The sequence below is a fragment of the Glycomyces endophyticus genome (assembly GCF_039531525.1).
GTDB lineage: Bacteria > Actinomycetota > Actinomycetes > Mycobacteriales > Micromonosporaceae > Glycomyces > Glycomyces endophyticus.
In genome coordinates this window covers 78,271-96,875 of sequence record NZ_BAAAQF010000007.1, presented here as the reverse complement: position 1 = coordinate 96,875, position 18,605 = coordinate 78,271, and the positions used below count along the sequence as shown (strand labels likewise).

At 69.5% G+C, this 18,605-nt stretch carries 18 protein-coding genes and 1 tRNA gene; 7 read left to right on the top strand and 12 right to left on the bottom strand.

Features of this window, described 5'->3' with window-relative positions:
- Window positions 1-90: 90 nt before the first annotated feature.
- A complete protein-coding gene (locus tag ABD419_RS11790; protein ID WP_344486350.1) occupies window positions 91-657 on the bottom strand; it encodes a pyridoxamine 5'-phosphate oxidase family protein in 567 nt (188 codons plus the stop codon).
- Window positions 658-955: 298 nt separating this feature from the next.
- Between ABD419_RS11790 and ABD419_RS11785 the strand changes: the two genes are divergently transcribed.
- The 3 genes from ABD419_RS11785 to ABD419_RS11775 all read left to right on the top strand — a co-directional run bounded on the left by ABD419_RS11785 (window position 956) and on the right by ABD419_RS11775 (window position 4,482).
- Complete coding sequence (locus ABD419_RS11785; protein ID WP_344486347.1) at window positions 956-1,537, top strand: SLATT domain-containing protein; 582 nt, start codon at window positions 956-958, stop codon at window positions 1,535-1,537.
- Window positions 1,524-2,813 (top strand): nucleotide-binding domain-containing protein, encoded by a 1,290-nt coding sequence (locus ABD419_RS11780; RefSeq protein WP_344486344.1) that lies wholly within the window; start codon window positions 1,524-1,526, stop codon window positions 2,811-2,813. The genes ABD419_RS11785 and ABD419_RS11780 overlap by 14 nt, the downstream gene beginning before the upstream one ends.
- Before the next feature lie 169 nt (window positions 2,814-2,982).
- Entirely contained in the window at window positions 2,983-4,482 is a 1,500-nt protein-coding gene (locus ABD419_RS11775) for a hypothetical protein (protein WP_344486340.1), read from the top strand.
- A gap of 166 nt (window positions 4,483-4,648) precedes the next feature.
- Here ABD419_RS11775 and ABD419_RS11770 read toward each other — a convergent pair.
- A tRNA-Phe gene (locus tag ABD419_RS11770) sits at window positions 4,649-4,725 on the bottom strand.
- A 239-nt stretch (window positions 4,726-4,964) separates the two neighbouring features.
- Here ABD419_RS11770 and ABD419_RS11765 point away from each other — a divergent pair.
- Window positions 4,965-6,212 carry a glycoside hydrolase family 27 protein gene (locus ABD419_RS11765; protein ID WP_344486337.1) on the top strand — a complete coding sequence of 416 codons (1,248 nt, stop codon included), beginning with the start codon at window positions 4,965-4,967 and terminating at the stop codon, window positions 6,210-6,212.
- A 191-nt stretch (window positions 6,213-6,403) separates the two neighbouring features.
- Here the strand turns inward: ABD419_RS11765 and ABD419_RS11760 are convergent, their stop codons facing one another.
- A complete protein-coding gene (locus tag ABD419_RS11760; RefSeq protein ID WP_344486334.1) occupies window positions 6,404-6,793 on the bottom strand; it encodes a VOC family protein in 390 nt (129 codons plus the stop codon).
- Between the two features lie 93 nt (window positions 6,794-6,886).
- Here ABD419_RS11760 and ABD419_RS11755 point away from each other — a divergent pair, with 93 nt between their 5' ends.
- Entirely contained in the window at window positions 6,887-7,648 is a 762-nt protein-coding gene (locus tag ABD419_RS11755) for a TetR/AcrR family transcriptional regulator (protein WP_344486332.1), read from the top strand.
- Window positions 7,649-7,852: 204 nt separating this feature from the next.
- On the opposite strand, the gene ABD419_RS11750 is transcribed toward ABD419_RS11755, so the two are convergent.
- Together ABD419_RS11750 and ABD419_RS11745 are read right to left on the bottom strand one after the other, a co-directional pair.
- Window positions 7,853-9,724 (bottom strand): YhgE/Pip family protein, encoded by a 1,872-nt coding sequence (locus ABD419_RS11750; RefSeq protein ID WP_344486329.1) that lies wholly within the window; start codon window positions 9,722-9,724, stop codon window positions 7,853-7,855.
- A complete protein-coding gene (locus tag ABD419_RS11745; RefSeq protein ID WP_344486326.1) occupies window positions 9,721-10,629 on the bottom strand; it encodes an ATP-binding cassette domain-containing protein in 909 nt (302 codons plus the stop codon). Before ABD419_RS11745 ends, ABD419_RS11750 begins: the two co-directional genes overlap by 4 nt.
- A gap of 150 nt (window positions 10,630-10,779) precedes the next feature.
- On the opposite strand from ABD419_RS11745, the gene ABD419_RS11740 reads away from it, so the two are divergent.
- Window positions 10,780-12,858 (top strand): S9 family peptidase, encoded by a 2,079-nt coding sequence (locus tag ABD419_RS11740; RefSeq protein ID WP_344486323.1) that lies wholly within the window; start codon window positions 10,780-10,782, stop codon window positions 12,856-12,858.
- Between the two features lie 55 nt (window positions 12,859-12,913).
- On the opposite strand, the gene ABD419_RS11735 is transcribed toward ABD419_RS11740, so the two are convergent.
- Window positions 12,914-13,114, bottom strand: coding sequence for a hypothetical protein (locus ABD419_RS11735; protein ID WP_344486320.1), 201 nt, complete (start codon window positions 13,112-13,114; stop codon window positions 12,914-12,916).
- A 185-nt stretch (window positions 13,115-13,299) separates the two neighbouring features.
- Between ABD419_RS11735 and fbaA the strand changes: the two genes are divergently transcribed.
- Entirely contained in the window at window positions 13,300-14,322 is a 1,023-nt protein-coding gene (fbaA, locus tag ABD419_RS11730; RefSeq protein WP_344486317.1) for a class II fructose-bisphosphate aldolase, read from the top strand.
- A gap of 87 nt (window positions 14,323-14,409) precedes the next feature.
- Here fbaA and ABD419_RS11725 read toward each other — a convergent pair whose 3' ends face one another.
- The 6 genes from ABD419_RS11725 to ABD419_RS11700 form a co-directional block, all read right to left on the bottom strand.
- Entirely contained in the window at window positions 14,410-14,607 is a 198-nt protein-coding gene (locus tag ABD419_RS11725) for a FitA-like ribbon-helix-helix domain-containing protein (RefSeq protein WP_344486313.1), read from the bottom strand.
- Complete coding sequence (locus ABD419_RS11720; protein ID WP_344486310.1) at window positions 14,604-15,038, bottom strand: type II toxin-antitoxin system VapC family toxin; 435 nt, start codon at window positions 15,036-15,038, stop codon at window positions 14,604-14,606. Before ABD419_RS11720 ends, ABD419_RS11725 begins: the two co-directional genes overlap by 4 nt.
- Entirely contained in the window at window positions 15,035-15,304 is a 270-nt protein-coding gene (locus tag ABD419_RS11715) for a FitA-like ribbon-helix-helix domain-containing protein (RefSeq protein WP_344486307.1), read from the bottom strand. Before ABD419_RS11715 ends, ABD419_RS11720 begins: the two co-directional genes overlap by 4 nt.
- Window positions 15,305-15,434: 130 nt before the next feature.
- Window positions 15,435-15,764: a YciI family protein gene (locus ABD419_RS11710; RefSeq protein ID WP_344486304.1), complete on the bottom strand. Its 330-nt coding sequence runs from the start codon at window positions 15,762-15,764 to the stop codon at window positions 15,435-15,437.
- A 134-nt stretch (window positions 15,765-15,898) separates the two neighbouring features.
- Complete coding sequence (locus ABD419_RS11705) at window positions 15,899-17,449, bottom strand: glycoside hydrolase family 13 protein (RefSeq protein ID WP_344486301.1); 1,551 nt, start codon at window positions 17,447-17,449, stop codon at window positions 15,899-15,901.
- Between the two features lie 14 nt (window positions 17,450-17,463).
- Entirely contained in the window at window positions 17,464-18,465 is a 1,002-nt protein-coding gene (locus tag ABD419_RS11700) for a LacI family DNA-binding transcriptional regulator (RefSeq protein WP_344486298.1), read from the bottom strand.
- Window positions 18,466-18,605: the final 140 nt, after the last annotated feature.

Here is an 18,605-nt window from a genome sequence, read left to right as displayed (position 1 = left end):
CCTCTCGGCCTCCAGTCTCGCCGCCGCAGCGGTCGGAGATCAGAGACGAAGGTCCCCTGAGCCGATGCCGGTGGTCACCGATACGGCGTCCTACTTGATCGTCATCCGCAGGCCGGTGACCGCGGCCGGTTGAATGGCGATGACCGCGTCGAGGGGACGGTCGATCCAGGACTGGACGCGCTTGCCGAGCAGTTCGGCACCGGGCTCGCCGGTGATGTCGGTAGCGGTGCCGTCGACCAGGACGCTCCAGCCGATGTGGCTGTGCGCCTCGATCTCGTCGGCCTGATACGCCACCGCCAGACCCGGCTGCGCACGCACCGCCTCAGCGAAGGCCGACACATGCTGCGTGTACACGATGATCCGGCCCTCGAACACCACATGGTTGAGCGGCCGAATCACCGGCGCCCCGCCGGAGACGAACGCGACCCGTCCGTATTCGGCGTGCGTGAGCAGGCCCATCGCGACCTTCGAGTCCAGCTCGATCGGTACTCGCTCCTCCATCACGGCCACCCCTCTCCGGCAGATCACCGGCGAGCGCCGGTCTCGATCCGACCGTAGCAGCGGCGTCCCGGCCGGAACGGGGAACTTCGTCCCGACCTGCGCGACAACCCGCATCCGGCTGAATCCGGGGTCGATTCCATCGACCAGCGCTCGCACGTGCCGCGGCCGACAATCACCTCACTCGAACGGGGGAGATCCGGGGAGTCTTGCGGCGTGGACTTTCCAAGTGCCGCTTCTGAAGTCATCGGACATACCCGGGCAGGCACCACTCGTGCGGTTCCCGCGAAAGGGTGCTTTGTCATACCGCAGGTTCATGCTGTTCGAAAGGCGATCGGAATTCGGCCTGGTGAGTCGTCTATCTCAAGTCGTGCAGGCTCCGATCTGACGCGGGTGACTTTCAGCGATAGAAGCGGAGGTTGGCGTGGGCAGCACAGATTCTGCTGGGACCAGCGGCGTGAACGATCTGTTGCTCGCGCAGGTGCGTGAGGCGTACGGCCGTGTGGCCTATACGCACAAGACGCACGAGAAGCAGGCCGACTTGTGCTTCCAGAAGCATCGGAGGCAGCAGTGGTTCCTGGTGGGGTTGACGGTGGTCAGCTCTGGGACGTTCTTGGCCTCACTGCTCGGGCTGGTACTGGACCAGTCGTGGAGCGCGCTGGTCACTTCGTTCATCGCATTGGCGGTCACTGCCCTGAACCTGGGAAGCAAGACCTTCAACTTTGGTGAAGAGACGCAGCGGCACCGGGAGACGGCCGCCAAGATGTGGAATCTGCGCGAGTCCTACCAGTCGCTGATCGTCGACATCCAGTCGAAGTCGATACCGCTCGAAGCCGCTCGGGCAGCACGGGACGGGCTTCAGGAGGAGGCGTTCGCGATCTACAGCGACGCTCCTCGGACGACGGGCAAGGCCTACTTACGCGCGCAGGAGGCGCTGAAGGAGCGAGAGGACCTGACCTTCTCCACGAGAGAGATCGATCTGCTGCTGCCCGTCGAACTCCGCAGCACCGGGGAAAGGAACCGAAGTGGAGACCAGTGAGATCTTCGACGGCCTGCTGGAGAACCTGAAAGTCGACAACTCCAAAGCCATCGCCGATCGGCGCGACGAGATCGTGAAGGCGCTGAACAAGGAGTTCCGCTCAGCCGATGGTGTGGTCTCGTACCGGTTGATGGTCGGGTCCTTCGGCCGTTTCACCGCAACCCGGGGGATCTCCGACCTCGACCTTCTGTTCTTCCTGCCCGCCTCGATCCGGGGCGACTACAAGGATGAGGCCGGCCCTGAACGGCTTCTGAGGCGGGTGCGAAGGACGCTTAAGGACCGGTACCCGAGGACGGAAGTGCGTGTTGATCAGTGCATCGTGGTCGTCCAGTTCACGGACTTCAAGTTCGAGGTGCAGCCGGTCTTCGAGAACAAGGATCGATCGTTCTCCCACCCCGACACCCATCTGAAGCGGTGGCGGACGACTAAACCGCGCGCCGAGATCGAAGCCATGCAGATCCGTGACCGAGAGACATCAGGGAACCTGCGCAACCTGTGCAGGATGGCGCGCGCGTGGAAGAACTCGCACGGTGTCGTGATGGGCGGCCTCCTGATGGACACGCTGGCCTACAACTTCTTCAAGGACGCCACTGAGTACGAGAAGGCCAAGACGTCGAGCTACGACCTCATTGTCCGGGATTTCTTCGAGTTCTTGTCGGAGGAGGAGGATCACGAATACTACGCAGCGCTGGGCAGCGGCCAGCGCGTCTATGTGAAGCGGCCGTTCCAGCGGCGGGCGAAGAAGGCGTACAAGCTGTGTCTGGAGGCGATCGAGGCCGAGGGCAAGTCTGCGGTGAACCAGAAGTGGAAGGCCGTGTTCGGGCGGCCGGTGCCCAGCGCGAAGTCTATCCAGGCTTCGCAGGACGCCCGCTCGTTCAAGGACACCGAGGAGTTCATCGAGGACTACTTCCCTGTCGACATCCGCTACAGCCTCAGGATCGACTGCAGGGTCACCCAGAACGGATTCAGGCCGCAGCAGCTCAGTGCGATGCGAAAGAGCCGCTTGCCGCTCCTGCCGCAGAAGGAACTCGACTTCACCGTCCAGGACTGCGACGTGCCTCAACCGTTCCAGTTGAAGTGGAAGGTCCTCAACCGAGGTTTCGAAGCAGAGCGCCGCGACGACATACGCGGCCAGATCATCGCATCGAGCCAGGACCGGACACGACATGAGCGGTCCGCCTTCCGTGGAGACCACTACGTCGAGTGCTACGCCATCAAGGACGGCGTAGTGGTGGCTCGAGACCGGATCTTGGTGCCGATTACTCCCCAGGGCTGAGTTCTCCACCGCTGGCGGACGGGCTTTCGTTTGGCTGACAATCGGACCGGTCCGAGCAAAATCTCCTGTGTCTTTAAGGGCGACACGCGGACGGCGCGAAAGGAGGTTTGAGGAGATACCGCTCTGCAAGCATGGGTGAACCTGCGCTCCTGCGAGTAGGAGGACTCTGTTGAACGCACAAACGACACTGCTCCTGAACGAACACCAGCGCTCGACGCTGCGGTTGATCGGGGATGGGGATGATCTCAGCGGGAAGGACCGCGAGCCTCTGCGGATCACAGCTAAGGCGCTTGCGTCCCGTGGCCTGGTGAAGGTTCGCAGGGCCGATGGGAAGTGGCAGGCGACGATCACTGAGGCCGGCCGGGACCTCCTCGATCGGGGCAGCGCACAGCACCACGGTGCACCGTCGGCATCCGAGTCTGGACTGCCGCCGAAGCAGCAGCGGCGCATGCTCGACGCGGATGCGGAGTTGAGTCCGGGGCCGAGCGCGGGAACGCGTCCTGCCGCTTCTGGGGCTCGTCGCCGGGACGCGCTGGCGCTGGTCAAGAGCCTGGTTCGGGAGCGCCGGGTTGTCGTCGCCAGTCCGGATGAGTCTGAGCGCGGGCACTGGCGCAAGACCGTTCATTATGCGAAGCGGTACGGGTTGGAGCCTGAGGGCGAGTTCATCGAGTGCACCGGGTCCGGACGCGGCGACTTGACGATCGCGCTTGTGGCCGGTGTCCATCCCAATGCGGGCCGCAAGCGCGCCGCGGCCCTGGCGCCGGTGCCGGTACCGCAGCGGCTGGACCGACTGCACCCGGTCGTAGCGCAGCTTCGCGATGATGCCGGGAAGCTCACCATGCCGGAGCAGCTGCGGTACCGGTCGCTGCTGCTGTTGCAGGCGCTTGCTGCCGCCGCCGAGGAGCGTAGCTGGCAGGTCCGGGACCGTTCGGCTGAGCCTGAGCTGCACTATAGCGGGCGACGCCAGGACTCGGAGCATCGTGAGGGCTGGATCTGGGTGGTCGTCGAGGGGTACTCCTATAAGGTCGCCATCGATCAGGAGTTCCCGCAGACGCTCGATCCGATCAAGTCGCAGACGCTCAAGATCGAGCTGCCCCACGCGAAGTCGGGGATCCGGTGGCGGTGGGCCGACCGCAAGACCGGGACGCTGGAAGACCGCCTGCCAGAGATCCTGGAGGGCCTCGCCGCCCGCGCGGCGGAGGATGGCGAGCGGGCAGAAGTGGAAGCGAAGGAGGCCGCCGAGCGGCAACGCGCCCGCGAGAAGGCCGAAACGGACGCTCACACGCGCGCGTTGTCCCAGTTCAGAGGCGAGACGCTCTACCGGCAGGTGGAGGCGTTCGAACGCGCTCGTGCGATCGGCACCTACTGTGACGTGCTGGAACAGCAGATCGAGACCGCTGATGTCTCTGCATCGGACCGGGAGGGGGCCGCAGCCTGGCTCGCATGGGCCAGGGCTCACGCGGCCGAGATCGACCCGTTCCGGGTGCTGCCGACCATGCCTAAGGCGACCGCCGAACAACTGGCACGCCATTTGGAAGGCGCCGAATCCGCTGTGCCGCAAAGACATCGCGAAGGTTCTGCATCGTCGCAGGACATGGATCGCGCTTTGATGATGCTTCAGCTTCAGGCCGAAGAATCATCCTTCCGGAGGCGGCATCCTCATGTTTGAAATGACTGATTTGTCTGCTAAATGCTATTTGTGTAAAATGTCGGGGCCACTGTGGGGCCGCAGATTGGCCGTTTCCAGCCGGATTTCACCGGTCGGAGCCGGACATGAGGAAACCCCGTCTTCCAGTGTTCGCGCTGGTAGACGGGGTTGAATTGCCTGGTGGTGATGGTGGCCAGGGCCGGGGTCGAACCGGCGACCTTCCGCTTTTCAGGCGGACGCTCGTACCAACTGAGCTACCTGGCCAGGACATACGCGTTGTGCGCGTTGCCGTGAACACTGTACAACACGGCGGGTCGGGCGGCCGAACTGGTATTGCGGGGAACGTGACGGCGGCCCCGGGGGGAGGCGGGGTGCGGGGCGGGGAGGGGGTCGACGCCCAGTTGAGGCGAGTCGAAGCGGCGCAAGGATTTCCGGCGGGGCAGTGGAAGGCGTCGGCGGGCGCGAGTAGCGTACAGGGCACCCTACCCCCCGAGGAGGTTTCTGTGACCCGACTCGCTGCCACTCCGCCGATGGGCTGGAATTCATGGGACGTGTACGGGACCTCGGTCACCGAGGCCGAGACCCGCGCCAACGCCGAGTTCCTCGCCGAGCACATGGCCGCGCACGGCTGGGAGTACGTCGTCGTCGACGTGCAGTGGTACGACCCGGCGGCGCGGGCGGGCGGGTACAACTCGGGGACCGGGCTGGTCCTCGACGAGTACGGGCTGCCGCAGCCGGCGCCGAACCGGTTCCCGTCGGCGGCGGGCGGCGCCGGGTTCAAGCCGCTCGCGGACTACGTGCACTCGCTCGGGCTGAAGTTCGGGCTGCACGTCCTGCGGGGCATCCCGCGCCAGGCCGTCGCGGCCGACACCCCGATCAAGGGCAGCGAGTACTCGGCGGCGCAGATCCCCGACCGGGAGCGGCGCTCCTCGTGGGTCGACGACAACTGGGGGATCGACCACTCCCACCCCGGCGGGCAGGCCTACTACGACTCGCTGGTGCGCCAGTTCGCCGACTGGGGCGTGGACTACGTCAAGGCCGACGACATGATCGCGCCGTACTGGGAGGACGAGGTCGAGGCGTTCTGGCACGCGATCGACCGCGCCGACCGCGACATCCTCCTGAGCCTCTCGCCGGGCATGAACCTCTCCACCGGCCACGCCGAGCACCTCAAGGCCCACTCGCACCTGTGGCGCATCTCCGCCGACCTGTGGGACCGCTGGCGCGACGTCAACGCCGCGTTCGACCTGCTCCGCGAGTGGGCCCCGCACGCCGGCCCCGGGCACTGGCCCGACGCCGACATGCTTCCCCTGGGCCGCATCGGCATCCGCGCCGAGGTCGGGGAGCCCCGGGAGAGCCTGCTCTCGCCCGACGAGCAGCGGACGATGCTCACGCTGTGGTGCGTCGCCCGGTCTCCGCTCATGGTCGGCGCGGACCTGCCCGGGTCGGGCGCTGAAACGATCGAACTGCTGACCAACCCCGAGGTGCTGGCGGCGCAGCGCCACCCGGTCGGGGCCCGCGAGGTATGGCGCGAGGGGAAGCACCTCGCCTGGGCATCGGAGGACGGCGCCTTCGCGGCCGTCTTCAACCGCGGCACCGAGGCCGCCGAGATCCAGCTCCCCTGGGCGGCGCTGGGCACGACCCGGCCCGACCGGGTGCGGGATTGCTGGAACCGCTCCGACATCGTCCCCGGCGACCACTTGCGCGCCAAGCTCCCGCCGCACGCCTCGGCCCTGTTCCGGCTCACCTGAGCCTTCGCGCGGCAGGCTTTCCGGGCCGAATACGTCGGTGGTCCCAAGCGGCCCTGAGCCCTCGCCCGCGCGGCAGGCTTGATCGACGAGGCGCGGCGGGCCCCGACCCGTGACGGGTCGGGGCCCGCCGCGTGCGCGGACGCGGACCGGGGTCGTCGCTGCGGCCGGGTCGCACCGCGGCCGACTCGCGGCTAGGCGGCGGGGTCGGTCATCCACTGCACGAGCTGCACGATCACGCCGTTCGGGTCGGCCGTCTGGAAGTAGCGCTCGCCCCACTCCTCGGTCTCGATGGGCGTGGTGATCGCGACCCCCTCGGCCTGGACGCGTTCGTACTCGGCGTCGATGTCGTCGACCACGAACGCGAGGAGGAGGCCGTCGGCGTGGCCCTTGGCGCTCTCCGGCTTGAAGGTCGACAGGCCCGTGCGCAGGAAGATCACGTTGAACCCGGCGTCGGGGCGGGAGAGCGAGACGAAGCCGTCGGCGGCCATGTCCTCGGTGAAGCCGTAGTGGCGCTTGAGGAACTCGGCCGAGGCGGTCGGGTCGGTGACGTTGAGGGACACGGCGGACGAGGTGATTCGCATGAGCGCTCCTTGACGGGGACCGTTACTTCGTACGTTGTATATTGTACTTAGTACGTCGTACGATGTACAAGTGTTCCGGTTAGGATTTTCGACGTGAGTGCTGCCACTGAGACGCCGAGGCCGAACCTGCTCGAACTGCTCTGGAGGGCCGGGCCGGAGGCGAGCCGCGGGCCGCGGAAGGGGCTGACCGTCGACGCGGTGGTCGCCGCGGCGATCGGGCTCGCCGACAGCGAGGGGCTCGACGCCGTCACGGTGCGGCGGCTGGCGCAGGAGCTCGGGAAGGCCCCGATGACGCTGTACACGTACGTGCCGGGGAAGGCCGAGCTCGTCGCGCTGATGGTGGACTTCCTGTTCGGGGGCATGGAGCGGACGCCGGTCGACGGGCTCCCCTGGCGGGAGCGGCTGACCGCGGTGGCCCGTGACGCGTACGCGCTGTACCGGGCCCACCCCTGGGCCGCCGCGGCCTCGCCGAGCCGGCCGCCGCTCGGGCCCGGGCAGTGCGGGAAGTACGAGCACGAGCTCCGGGCGCTGGAGGGCCTCGGCCTCGACGACGTCGAGATGGACGACGCCCTCGCGCACCTGCTCGGCTTCGTGCGCATCGCCGCCCAGGACGCGGCCCAGGCCGACGCCGAGCGCGCCGCCAGCGCGATGAGCGACCAGGAGTGGTGGGAGGCGAACGGCCCCCTCCTCGCGAGGGTCCTCGACCCCGAGCGCTTCCCGACCGCGGTCCGGGTCGGCCAGGCCGCGGGCGAGGCCCACGACGCGGCCTACGACGCCGAGCACGCCTTCCGGTTCGGACTGGAGCGGATGCTGGACGGCTTCGCGCCGCTCGTCGAGCGGGACCGGCACGAGTGATGCGCAGCTTCTTCAGCGGTATCGCGTACAACGTGTTCGAGGCCGCCGTCAGTTGCCGCACGGCGGTGACGGCCGCGGGTCCGCGACGGGCGGCCCCGGCCGGGAGCCCGGCCCCTGGGACCGGAGCCGGACCCTTGAGGCCGGATCGCGGCCGCGGGTCCGCTCGGCGGCCCCGCCGGAGGGCCCGGCCTGCGGCCCCCCGGCTCACACCTGGAGCGGCTCGTTCAGGCTGTCGGGCTTCCACCTGCGCCGGGTCGCCACGACGAGCGAGGAGAGCGCCAGCGCCCCCACGAGGTAGACCCCCAGGATCACGATCGCCCTCGTGACGTGGGCGGTCTCGCCGCCGCTGATCGTGACGCGGAGGGCGTCGACGACGTAGCCCATCGGCAGCAGCGGGTGGAGGAGCTGGAAGAACCGCGGCGTGGTCTCGACCGGGTACAGGCCGCCGGCGCTGGTGAGCTGGAGCATCAGCAGGACCACCAGGAGCAGGCTCCCGGCGGTGCCGAAGGCGAGCTTGAACAGGTGCGCCATCGCGGAGAACGTGAGGATGACGAGGATCGACAGGCCGACCGTGTCGAGGGCGTCCTTCGGGTCCAGGCCGAGGCCGAGTTCGACCGCGAGGTAGAGGACGACCGCGGACAGGACGCCGAGGAGGGCGCCGGGGAGCCAGCCGCCGATCGCGATCGGGACCGAGCGCAGCGGCCCGGCGAGAGCCCGCTGGTTCACGGTGGCGAGCACCAGGTAGGCCATGAGTCCGAAGACCCACAGGGCGATCGCGATGAAGAACGGGGCGAGGCCGCGCCCGTAGGTCTCGGCCGGGTTGAGGTTCGTCTCCTTGACGGCGACGGGGCTGCCGTAGGCCTCGGCGTTGTCGGCGTCGTCGGCCGGGTTGGTGCTGGGGACGGACTCGGCGGCGGTGCTGAGGCTGCTCGCGAGCGTGGTCGCGCCGTCCTGGAGCTGCGTGAGGCCGTCGGCGAGGTCGCCGGCGCCGTCCTCGGCGGTGGCGGCGGCGGAGGCGACCTGGGCGGCGCCGTCGGCGACGTCGCTCGCGCCGGTCTGGAGGGTCGTCAGGTCCTCCGAGGCCTGGTTGAGCGTGTCGGTGGAGGTGGACTGGATCGTGTCGTTGGCGTTCTGGATGTCGTCGTTGACGGCGTCGGCGTCATCGATGTAGCCCTGGAGGGAGGCGCAGGCGTCGGGGTCGGCGGCGTCGGCGCCGCAGAGGGCGCTGTAGACGGCGTCGAGGTCGGCGTTCGCGCGGCCGGCGAGGTCGGCGGCGCCGGCGGCGCCGGTCTGGATCTGGGACCAGTCGCCGGCGAGGGTCTGGACGACGGGCTGGGCGACGCCGACGGCCTGGTCGACGCCGTCGCTGACCTGGCTCGCGCCGTCGGCGACCTGCTGGGCGCCGGTGGTGAGCTCGCCGAGGCCGGACTGGAGGTCGCTCGCGCCGGTCTGGGCGGTGGCGGCGCCGTCGGCGAGGTCGGCCGCGCCGGAGGAGGCCTCGGTGAGGCCGTCGTGGAGCTGCGTGAGGTCGCCGAAGATGGTGGTGGCGAAGGTGATGTAGACGGCGGTGTTGATCTGGTTGCGGAGCTCGGCCTCGACGGTGGAGGCCATGATGCCGGCGACGTAGCCGTTGGCGTCGTTGAGGTCGAACTCGACGGTGGCCTGCTCGGGGTCGGTGCCGGAGAGGCTGGCGAGGCGGGTCGAGAAGTCCTCGGGGACGGTGATGACCATGTAGTAGTCGCCGTCCTCGAGCCCTCGGGCCGCGGTGTCGGCGGTGGTGAACCGCCAGTCGAAGATGCGGTCCTCCTTGAGCTGGTCGACGAGCTGGTCGCCGCCGTTGATCTCCTGGCTCTCGCCGTTCACGTCGACGGTGGCGCCCGTGTCCTCGTTGACGACGGCGACGGGCATCTGGTCGAGCTTGCCGTAGGGGTTCCAGGCGAACCAGAGGTAGAGGCCGCCGTAGACGAGCGGGATGAGGACGATCGCGACGAGCGCGAGGGTGCGGATGGGGTGGCCGCGGAAGCGGCGGAGTTCGGCGGCGGCGAGCGTGAAGGGGCCGGTCAGGTTCGGGCTCACTGGTGGCCTCCGTTCCCGGCGCGCTCGTGCCGGTGGTCGCGGTGGTGCTCGGGCGGGCGGTGCCGGCCGCGGAGGTCGACGACGGTGTCGGCGGGCGGGCTGCTGCGGGTGCAGGCGGCGATGACGAGCTGGCCGGCGTCGGCGACGGTGCGGAGGGCCTCGAAGACCCGTTCGGCGCCGCAGACGTCGAGGCCGGTGTCGGCGTCGTCGACGGCGACGGCGGGGGTGCGGGCGGCGGCCGCGCAGGCGACGGCGAAGCGGATCTGGTCGATGCGGGGGAGGAAGCCGAAGGTGTCGCCGGAGTCGACGCCGACGGCGAGGCGGTCGAGCCAGGCGTGGATGTTGGCGGCGGTGGCGGTGCCGCCGGAGACGGCGACCGTCTCCTTGATGCAGCTCGCGACGGTGTGGTACTCGGCGAAGCCGATCGGCGGGCCGGCCTGGGCGATCGTGAAGCGGCGGCGGATCTGGCCGGGGCGGGTCTGGCCGTCGACGGTGAGGGTCCCGGCGTCGAGGCGGAAGCGGCCGGCGAGGGCGAGGAGGAGGGAGGTGCGGCCGTCGCCGCCGTCGCCGGTGACGGCGACGACCTGGCCGGGGCGGGCGGTGAGGGAGACGTCGGTGAAGATCGCGCCCTGGCGGCCGGCCGCGGTGAGGCCGCGGGCGTCGAGGAACGGGTCGCCGCTCGGATGTTCGAGGTCGGCGGCGCGGTCGAGGACGGCGGTGCGGTCGGGTGCGGCGGCGGGGGGCGGGGCGACGGCGGCGCCCTCGCGCGGGCGTTCGATCACGGCGGTCGGGTCCGGATCGGGCTCGGCCGCGGGTTCCGGTGCGGGCGCGGTGATCTCGGGCTCGCCGGTCGCCTCGGCGGACGTCTCGGGCACGGGCCCGGCTTCGTCGCTCCTGTCGCTCATGGGCACTATCCTCACAGGCCGGTGCGCCCTGGTTCGGGCGTTTTCAAGGGATTCCAACCGCAAGGAGGTTACTCATGAGTAACTTATGATCGACTGCGGGCGGGCGTGCTGTGACCGACGCGTCCCGCTCCGGGCCCTTATTGTTGAGGCATGTCGGAAACGCAACCCGCGACACCCGCGGCGCCCCGCCGCGAACACGCGCGAACCCACCACGGCGACACCGTCGACGACCCGTACGCCTGGCTGAAGGACCCCGAGGACCCCGAGACGCTCGACTACCTCCGGGCGGAGAACGCCTACGCCGAGTCGCGCACCGCGCACCTCGCCGGGCTCCGCGCGGCGATCTTCGGCGAGATCAAGGGCCGCACCCAGGAGACCGACCTCTCCGTGCCCGTCCGCAAGCGCGGCTGGTGGTACTACGGGCGCACGGAGGAGGGCAAGCAGTACGGCATCCAGTGCCGCCTCAAGGCCTCCGGCGACACCCCGCCGGAGATCCAGGCCGGCGTCGCCGTCGACGGCGAGGAGGTCCTGGTCGACGGCAACGAGCTCGCCGAGGGCCACGACTTCTTCTCCCTGGGCACCTGCGACGTCTCCCCCGACGGGAACCTGCTCGCCTACGCCGTCAACTACTCCGGCGACGAGCGCTTCACCCTGCGCTTCCGCGACCTGCGCACCGGCGAGGACTTCCCCGACGACATCCCGAACGTCTTCTACGGCGGCTCGTGGTCCCTGGACGGCTCGGTCTTCTTCTACACCAAGGTGGACGACGCCTGGCGCCCCCACCAGGTGTGGCGCCACGTCCTCGGCGAGCACGAGGACAAGGACGTGCTGGTCCACCAGGAGGACGACGAGCGCTTCTGGACCGGGATCGACCTGACCCGCTCCGAGCGGTACCTGTTCATCGTCTCCGGCTCCAAGATCACCACCGAGGTGCGCTACCTCGACGCCGCCGACCCCACCGGCGAGTTCACGCTCTTCGGCGGCGGCCGCGAGCAGGGCGTCGAGCTCTCCGTCGACCACCAGGGCGACCGGTTCTGGGTGCTGCACAACCGCGGCGCCGAGAACTTCACCCTCGGGTGGACCCCCGTCGACGACACCACGCAGTTCCACGAGGTCATCCCCCACGACGAGGCCGTGCGCCTGGAGTCGGCGGACGCCTTCAGCGACCACGTCGTGGTGTCGATGCGCCGCGCCGGCCTGTCCCAGGTCGCCATCCTGGACGAGGCGGGGAGCCTCACCGAGATCGCCTTCGACGAGCCGATCTACGCCGTCGGCCTCGGCGAGAACCCCGACTTCGAGTCGCGGCAGATCCGCCTCGGCTACACGTCGCTGGTGACCCCGTCCTCGGTGTACGACTACGACATCGACGAGGCCGCGCTGCACCTGCGCAAGCGGACCCCGGTCCTCGGGGACTTCGACCCCGCCGACTACGTCCAGTACCGCGAGTGGGCCGTGGCCGAGGACGGCACGAAGGTCCCGATCTCGATCGTCGCCAAGGCCGGCGTCACCGCCGACGGGACCGCGCCCTGCCTGCTGTACGGGTACGGGTCCTACGAGCACTCCATCGACCCGTACTTCTCGATCGCGCGGCTGAGCCTGCTCGACCGCGGCGTCGTCTTCGCCATCGCGCACGTGCGCGGCGGCGGCGAGATGGGCCGGCAGTGGTACGAGCAGGGCAAGCTCCTGCACAAGAAGCACACGTTCACCGACTTCGTGGACGCCGCGAACCACCTCGTGGACGTCGGCTGGGCCGCCCCGGACCGGATCGTCGCCCGCGGCGGGTCCGCCGGCGGGCTCCTCATGGGCGCGATCGCGAACCTCGCCCCCGAGCGGTTCACCGGCGTCCTCGCCGACGTCCCGTTCGTCGACGCGCTCAACACGATCCTCGACCCGACCATGCCGCTCACCGTCATCGAGTGGGAGGAGTGGGGCAACCCGCTCGAGTCGCCCGAGGTGTACGCCTACATGAAGTCGTACTCGCCGTACGAGAACGTCACCGGCGTCACGTACCCGGCGATCCTCGCGGTGACCAGCCTCAACGACACCCGCGTCGGCTTCCACGAGCCCGCGAAGTGGATCGCGAAGCTGCGCCACGAGAGCCCGGCCTCGGACGTGCTCCTCAAGACGGAGATGGAGGCCGGCCACGGCGGCCGCTCCGGGCGGTACGACGCCTGGGAGGAAGAGGCCTTCAACCTCGCATGGATCCTCGACCGACTGGGTACGGCGTAAGGACCGGAATGCACCGGGGCCCGGCACCGCGGAAGCGGGGCCGGGCCCCGTTCCGCTAGGCGGGGGACTCGTCGTCCTCGTCGAGCGGGACGGCGAACAGCTGCTCGGCCGCGTCGGCCGGGTCCGCCTCGTCGGGGACGCCGGGGTCGGTGACCGGCGACTCCGGGTCCGGCTCGTCGCCGGGCTCGGCCGAGTCCGCGAGATCGAACTCGGACACCTCGTCGTAGTCGTCCGCCCATTCCTGCTGATAGTTCATGAACCCCACCGTAGTGGCGAGGGCCCGGTCCGACCAGTGAACCACCAGGTAGCCTGAGTTCTGCCGTCACATGTTCGTGGGCGATACTTCACCTCGACGCAATAGTCTCGAGGCCTTCAGACAGCGGCGTCTGGGTCTGGCCCCGGTCGGGGAGCAATCAACGACTTGTCTAAGGAGCAGGCAGCATGCCTATCGCAACACCCGAGGAATACAACGAGATGCTCGACCGGGCGAAGGCCGGCTCCTTCGCCTACCCGGCCATCAACGTGACCTCGACCCAGACCCTCAACGCCGCCCTGGCCGCGTTCGCCGAGGCCGAGTCGGACGGCATCGTCCAGGTCTCCACCGGCGGCGCCGAGTACCTCTCCGGGCCGACGATCAAGGACAAGGTGGCCGGCTCGGTCGCCCTCGCGGCCGCCGCGCACGAGATCGCCAAGAACTACCCGGTCAAGGTCGCGCTGCACACCGACCACTGCCCGAAGAACCACCTCGACGGCTTCGTCCGCCCGCTGCTCGCCATCAGCGAGGAGCGCGTCGCCCGCGGCGAGCTGCCGCTCTTCCAGTCCCACATGTGGGACGGCTCGGCCGTGCCGATGGCCGAGAACCTGGAGATCGCCCAGGAGCTCCTCGCCCGCACCGCCAAGGCCAACATCATCCTCGAGATCGAGATCGGCGTCGTCGGCGGCGAAGAGGACGGCGTCGAGGCCGAGATCAACGAGAAGCTCTACACCACCGTCGAGGACGGCCTCGCCACCGTCGAGGCGCTCGGCGCCGGCGAGAAGGGCCGCTACATGACGGCCCTCACCTTCGGCAACGTGCACGGCGTGTACAAGCCCGGCAACGTGCACCTGCGCCCCGAGATCCTCAAGGAGATCCAGGACGCGGTCGGCGCCAAGGTCGGCAAGGACAAGCCCTTCGACCTGGTGTTCCACGGCGGCTCCGGCTCCACCGCGCAGGAGATCTCCGACGCGGTCGACCACGGCGTCATCAAGATGAACATCGACACCGACGCGCAGTACGCGTTCACCCGCCCGGTCGTCGACCACATCTTCCGCAACTACGACGGCGTGCTCAAGGTCGAGGGCGAGGTCGGCAACAAGAAGGCCTACGACCCGCGCGCATACGGCAAGCTCGCCGAGGCCGGCATGGCCGCCCGCATCGTCGAGGCCTGCCAGCAGCTCCGCTCCGCGGGCACCAAGATCAAGTAAGCACCAGTCGCGACGCACTGCGAGCCCGGACCGTTTCCCGGTCCGGGCTCGCGGCGCTTTCGGGCGGCCGCCCGGCACTCCCACAGGTCATTCGATCCGGGTGGACCGCCGAGCCTCATCCGCCGCACGTGATTGCGCGAAGATCGCCTTCGCCTCCGAGGACATCGAACGGCTGTTGTCGGCCGCTTTCCTCCTCAGCCAGTCGGACAGCTCGGGATCGAGGTCGTGCACGATCAACCTGTGGGCGGCCGCCACGGCTTTGCCGCCGCTCTGCACCTGGCTCATTCCGGTGTCCTCTGATCCTTCCAAGGGTCGAGGAGTGGCACCCCGGTTCCCTCGAAGTCCTTGACGTTCCTGGTGGCGAGCGCGGCGCCGCGGGAAGCGCAGATCGCCGCGATCATCGCATCGGTCGAGCTCATCGGGCGACCGGCCGCCCTCCGCACCTGCCGGATCCGGCCGTAGTGCGCCGCCGCCCGCGCGTCGAACGGCAGGATGCGGTCGCGGAACGCCTCGATCTCGATCTTGTCCACTGCGATCTCGAGGGCGGCGCGCTTCCGGCCTGCCGGCAGCTGTGCCACGCCCCACCTGAGTTCAGCGATGCACACCGAGGTGGTCAGAGCCGCGGCGGTGTACCTGTTGCTCCAGAGGACGATGCCGAAATCGCCGTTCTCCCGGATGATCTCGGAAATGACGTTGGTGTCGAAGACGACGATCAAGACAGGTCCAGTGCGCGGTCGGGCTCGTCGCGGTCGGGGAGGTCGAGGTCCGCGCCGCCGACGTCCTCGACGTAGGAGCGGATGAGCGAGCCGATCCCCGCTGCGTCACGGTCGAACTCGCCGTCGGCCAGGCGGGTCAGGACTTCCCGGATCTCGGCCTCCATGGACTGGCCGTGCTTCGCGGCCCGCACACGGATCGCTTCGTAGACCTGCGCGTCGAGCCCGCGGATGGACATGTCGCGGGTCTTGGGAGGTACATGGGTCATTGCATTCACCCCCTTACGCTACCGATGCTAGCACCGGAATCCGGGGAGGACACGACGAACTTTCGGCGTGTGCTTCGTGAAACGGCGCCGGGCCCCGCCGCGTCGCGGCGGGGCCCGGCGTCTGCTGCGCTCAGGGGGTCTGGAGGGGCCAGACCTCGACGACGCCGTGGGCCACCGCGCACGGGGTCGGGGCCACCAGGCGGGTCGCCTCCTCGATGTCGGCGGCCTCGATGACGGCGAAGCCCGCCACCGGGAGGTCCGCACGCATGAAGGGGCCGTCCTCGGTGGCGGTGCCGGAGGAGTCGGGGTTGCGGACCAGGACGGGTGGACCGGCGACGCCCATGACGACGCCCGCTTCGCGCAGCCGGGCGTCGTGCTCGTGGGCGGCGTCGCGCAGGGCGGGGTCGGTGCGCTCGTAGTCGGCGGCGTCGCCGTATCCGATGGTGATGAACCAGGGCATGCCGGCCTCCGATCGTCGTGGGTTCCCGGTCCGGGCGGCGGCCCGGGTCTCGTCCGAGCGTATGGCCGGGGTGTGACAGTCGCAGCGCATAAGGGGCGGCGGGCCGTCGGCCCGCCGCCCCTTATGTGCTTGTGCTACTTGGCGAACCAGACCGCCGCGCCGCCGGGGAGGTGGCCGTCGGCGAGGTCGGCGCTGGCGAGGAGGACCTCGGTGCCGTAGCCGGCGACCGGGACGGGCTCGTCGCCGAAGTTGACGACCGCGACGAGGGCGCCGTTGTCGAAGGCGAACGCGTTCTCGCCCGGGTCGGCGAGCCAGGTCAGGCCGGTGGCCCGGTGGTCCTTGCGGGTCGCGATGGCCCGGCGGTAGAACTCGAGGGTGGAGCCGGGGGCGCCGTCCTCAGCCTCGACCGAGAGGTCCGACCACGCCGCGGGCTGCGGCAGCCAGGGCTCGCCCGCGGGGCCGAAGCCGAGCGAGACGCCCTCCTTCGCCCACGGGAGCGGGACGCGGCAGCCGTCGCGGCCGATCTGCTCGCCGCCGGTGCGGTGGAAGGACGGGTCCTGGCGGACCTCGGCGGGCAGGTCGAGGACCTCGTCGAGGCCCAGTTCCTCGCCCTGGTAGACGTACACGACGCCCGGCAGCGACAGCAGGAGCTGCGTCGCGGCCTTGGCGCGGGCCAGGCCCCGCTCGCCGCCGCCGTAGCGGGTGACGTGACGCTGCACGTCGTGGTTGGAGAGCACCCAGGTGCAGGGCGCGCCCACGCCGGCGTTGTTGGCGATCTCGGAGTCGATGGCCTTGCGGAAGTCGACCGCGCTGAACGGCGCGAGGACCAGGTCGAAGTTGAAGGCCTGGTGGAGCTCGTCGGGGCGCAGGTACAGGGAGCGGCGCTCGGCCGAGTCCGTCCACGCCTCGGCGACGAAGATCCGGTCGCCCTCGTACTCCTCGATGATCGGGCGCCACGTGCGGTAGATGTCGTGGACGCCGTCCTGGTCGAAGAACGGGGCCTGCGTGGTGCCGATCATCTCGATCGTGCCGTCGCCGCCGGTGTCGGGCAGGCCCACGGCCTTGACCATGCCGTGCGCGACGTCGATGCGGAAGCCGTCGACGCCCCGGTCGAGCCAGAACCGCAGGACCGACTTGAACTCCTCGTGGACCTCCGGGTTGTCCCAGTTCAGGTCCGGCTGCGAGGAGTCGAAGAGGTGGAGGTACCACTGGGCGCCGTCGTCGGTCTTGGTCCAGGCGGGACCGCCGAAGATCGACTGCCAGTTGTTCGGCGGCACCTCGGGGTCGGTGACGTCCCGGAAGTGGTAGCGCTCTCGCTCGGGCGAGCCGGGAGCCGCGGCGAGGGCGGCCTCGAACCACTCGTGCTCGGACGAGGTGTGGTTGGGGACCAGGTCCACGATGAGGCGGATGCCGGCGGCGTGCGCGTCGGCGAGCATCCGGTCGAAGTCGCCGAGGTCGCCGAAGCGCGGGTCGATCGCCCGGTAGTCCGAGACGTCGTACCCGGCGTCGTGCTGCGGCGAGGCGTAGAACGGCGACAGCCAGATGGCGTCGACGCCGAGCTTCGCGAGGTAGGGGATGCGGGAGCGGATGCCCTCCAGATCGCCCATGCCGTCGCCGTTCGCATCGGCGAAGGAGCGCGGGTACACCTGGTAGATGACCGCGTCGCGCCACCAGTGTTCACTCATCGGTGAGTTCCCTTTCAGTCTTCTCGGGGTGCCGCACCGGTGGAACCGCGTACGACGAGTTCGGGTCGGAACAGGTATTCCGACGACGGGGTGGGCTGCCCGGCGATCTCGTCGAGCAGGGCCCGTGCCGCGGCGGTGGCGATGTCGCGCACCGGCTGCCGCACGGTCGTGAGCGGGGGGTTGGTGTGGGCGATGAGCGGGGAGTCGTCGTAGCCGACGACTGAAAAGTCTTGCGGAACGGTCAGGCCGCGCTCCTCGGCCGCGCGGATCGCGCCGAGGGCCATCATGTCGGAGCCGCAGACGACCGCGGTCGCGCCGCGGTCGATGAGCCGCGAGGCGGCGGCGTGGCCGCCCTGCTCGCCGAACAGGGTCAGCTCGATGAGCTCGGGTCCGACGCCCTGCATGGCGGCGCGGTACCCGGAGATCTTGCGGCGCACCGGCCAGTAGCGGTCCGGGCCCGACACGAGGCCGATCCGCGAGTGGCCCAGGCCCGCGAGGTGGTCGACGGCGATCCGGGCGGCGACGGTGTCGTCGCAGGAGAACGAGGCGGCCTCGACGCCCTCCGGGTGGCCGGTGACGAAGGCCACCGGCAGGCGCTTGTCCTTGAGCTCCTGGTAGCGTGCGGTGCTCGCGGTGGTGTCCGCGTGCAGGCCCGAGACGAAGATGATGCCGGCAACCGCCCTCTCGCGGAGCATCTCCACGAACTCGTCCTCCGAGACCCCGCCGGGGGTCTGGGTGCACAGCACCGGGGTGTAGCCGGAACCGGCCAGGACGTTCGAGATCGTCTGCGCGTACAGCGGGAAGATCGGGTTCTCGAGTTCAGGCACGACCAGGCCGATCAGGCCGATAGCGTGCTTGCGGAGAGCCTGGGGGCGTTCATAGCCGAGCACGTCGAGCGCAGTGAGGACGGACTGTCGGGTCTGCTGACCGACGCCGGGCTTGTCGTTCAGGACCCGGGACACCGTTGCCTCACTGACCCCGGCCTGCCGGGCGATGTCAGAGAGTCGAAGCCGCATGATGACAGACTAGCCTATCTGAAACTTGGCAACAGTTTGGTTGCAAGGCTTTCCTGGTTCTGAAACATCTTGCTAATGTCGTAAGCAGTCGGGTACGCGAGTCCCGGACCAGCGGCCCCCGCCCCGGGGCCCCTCAATGA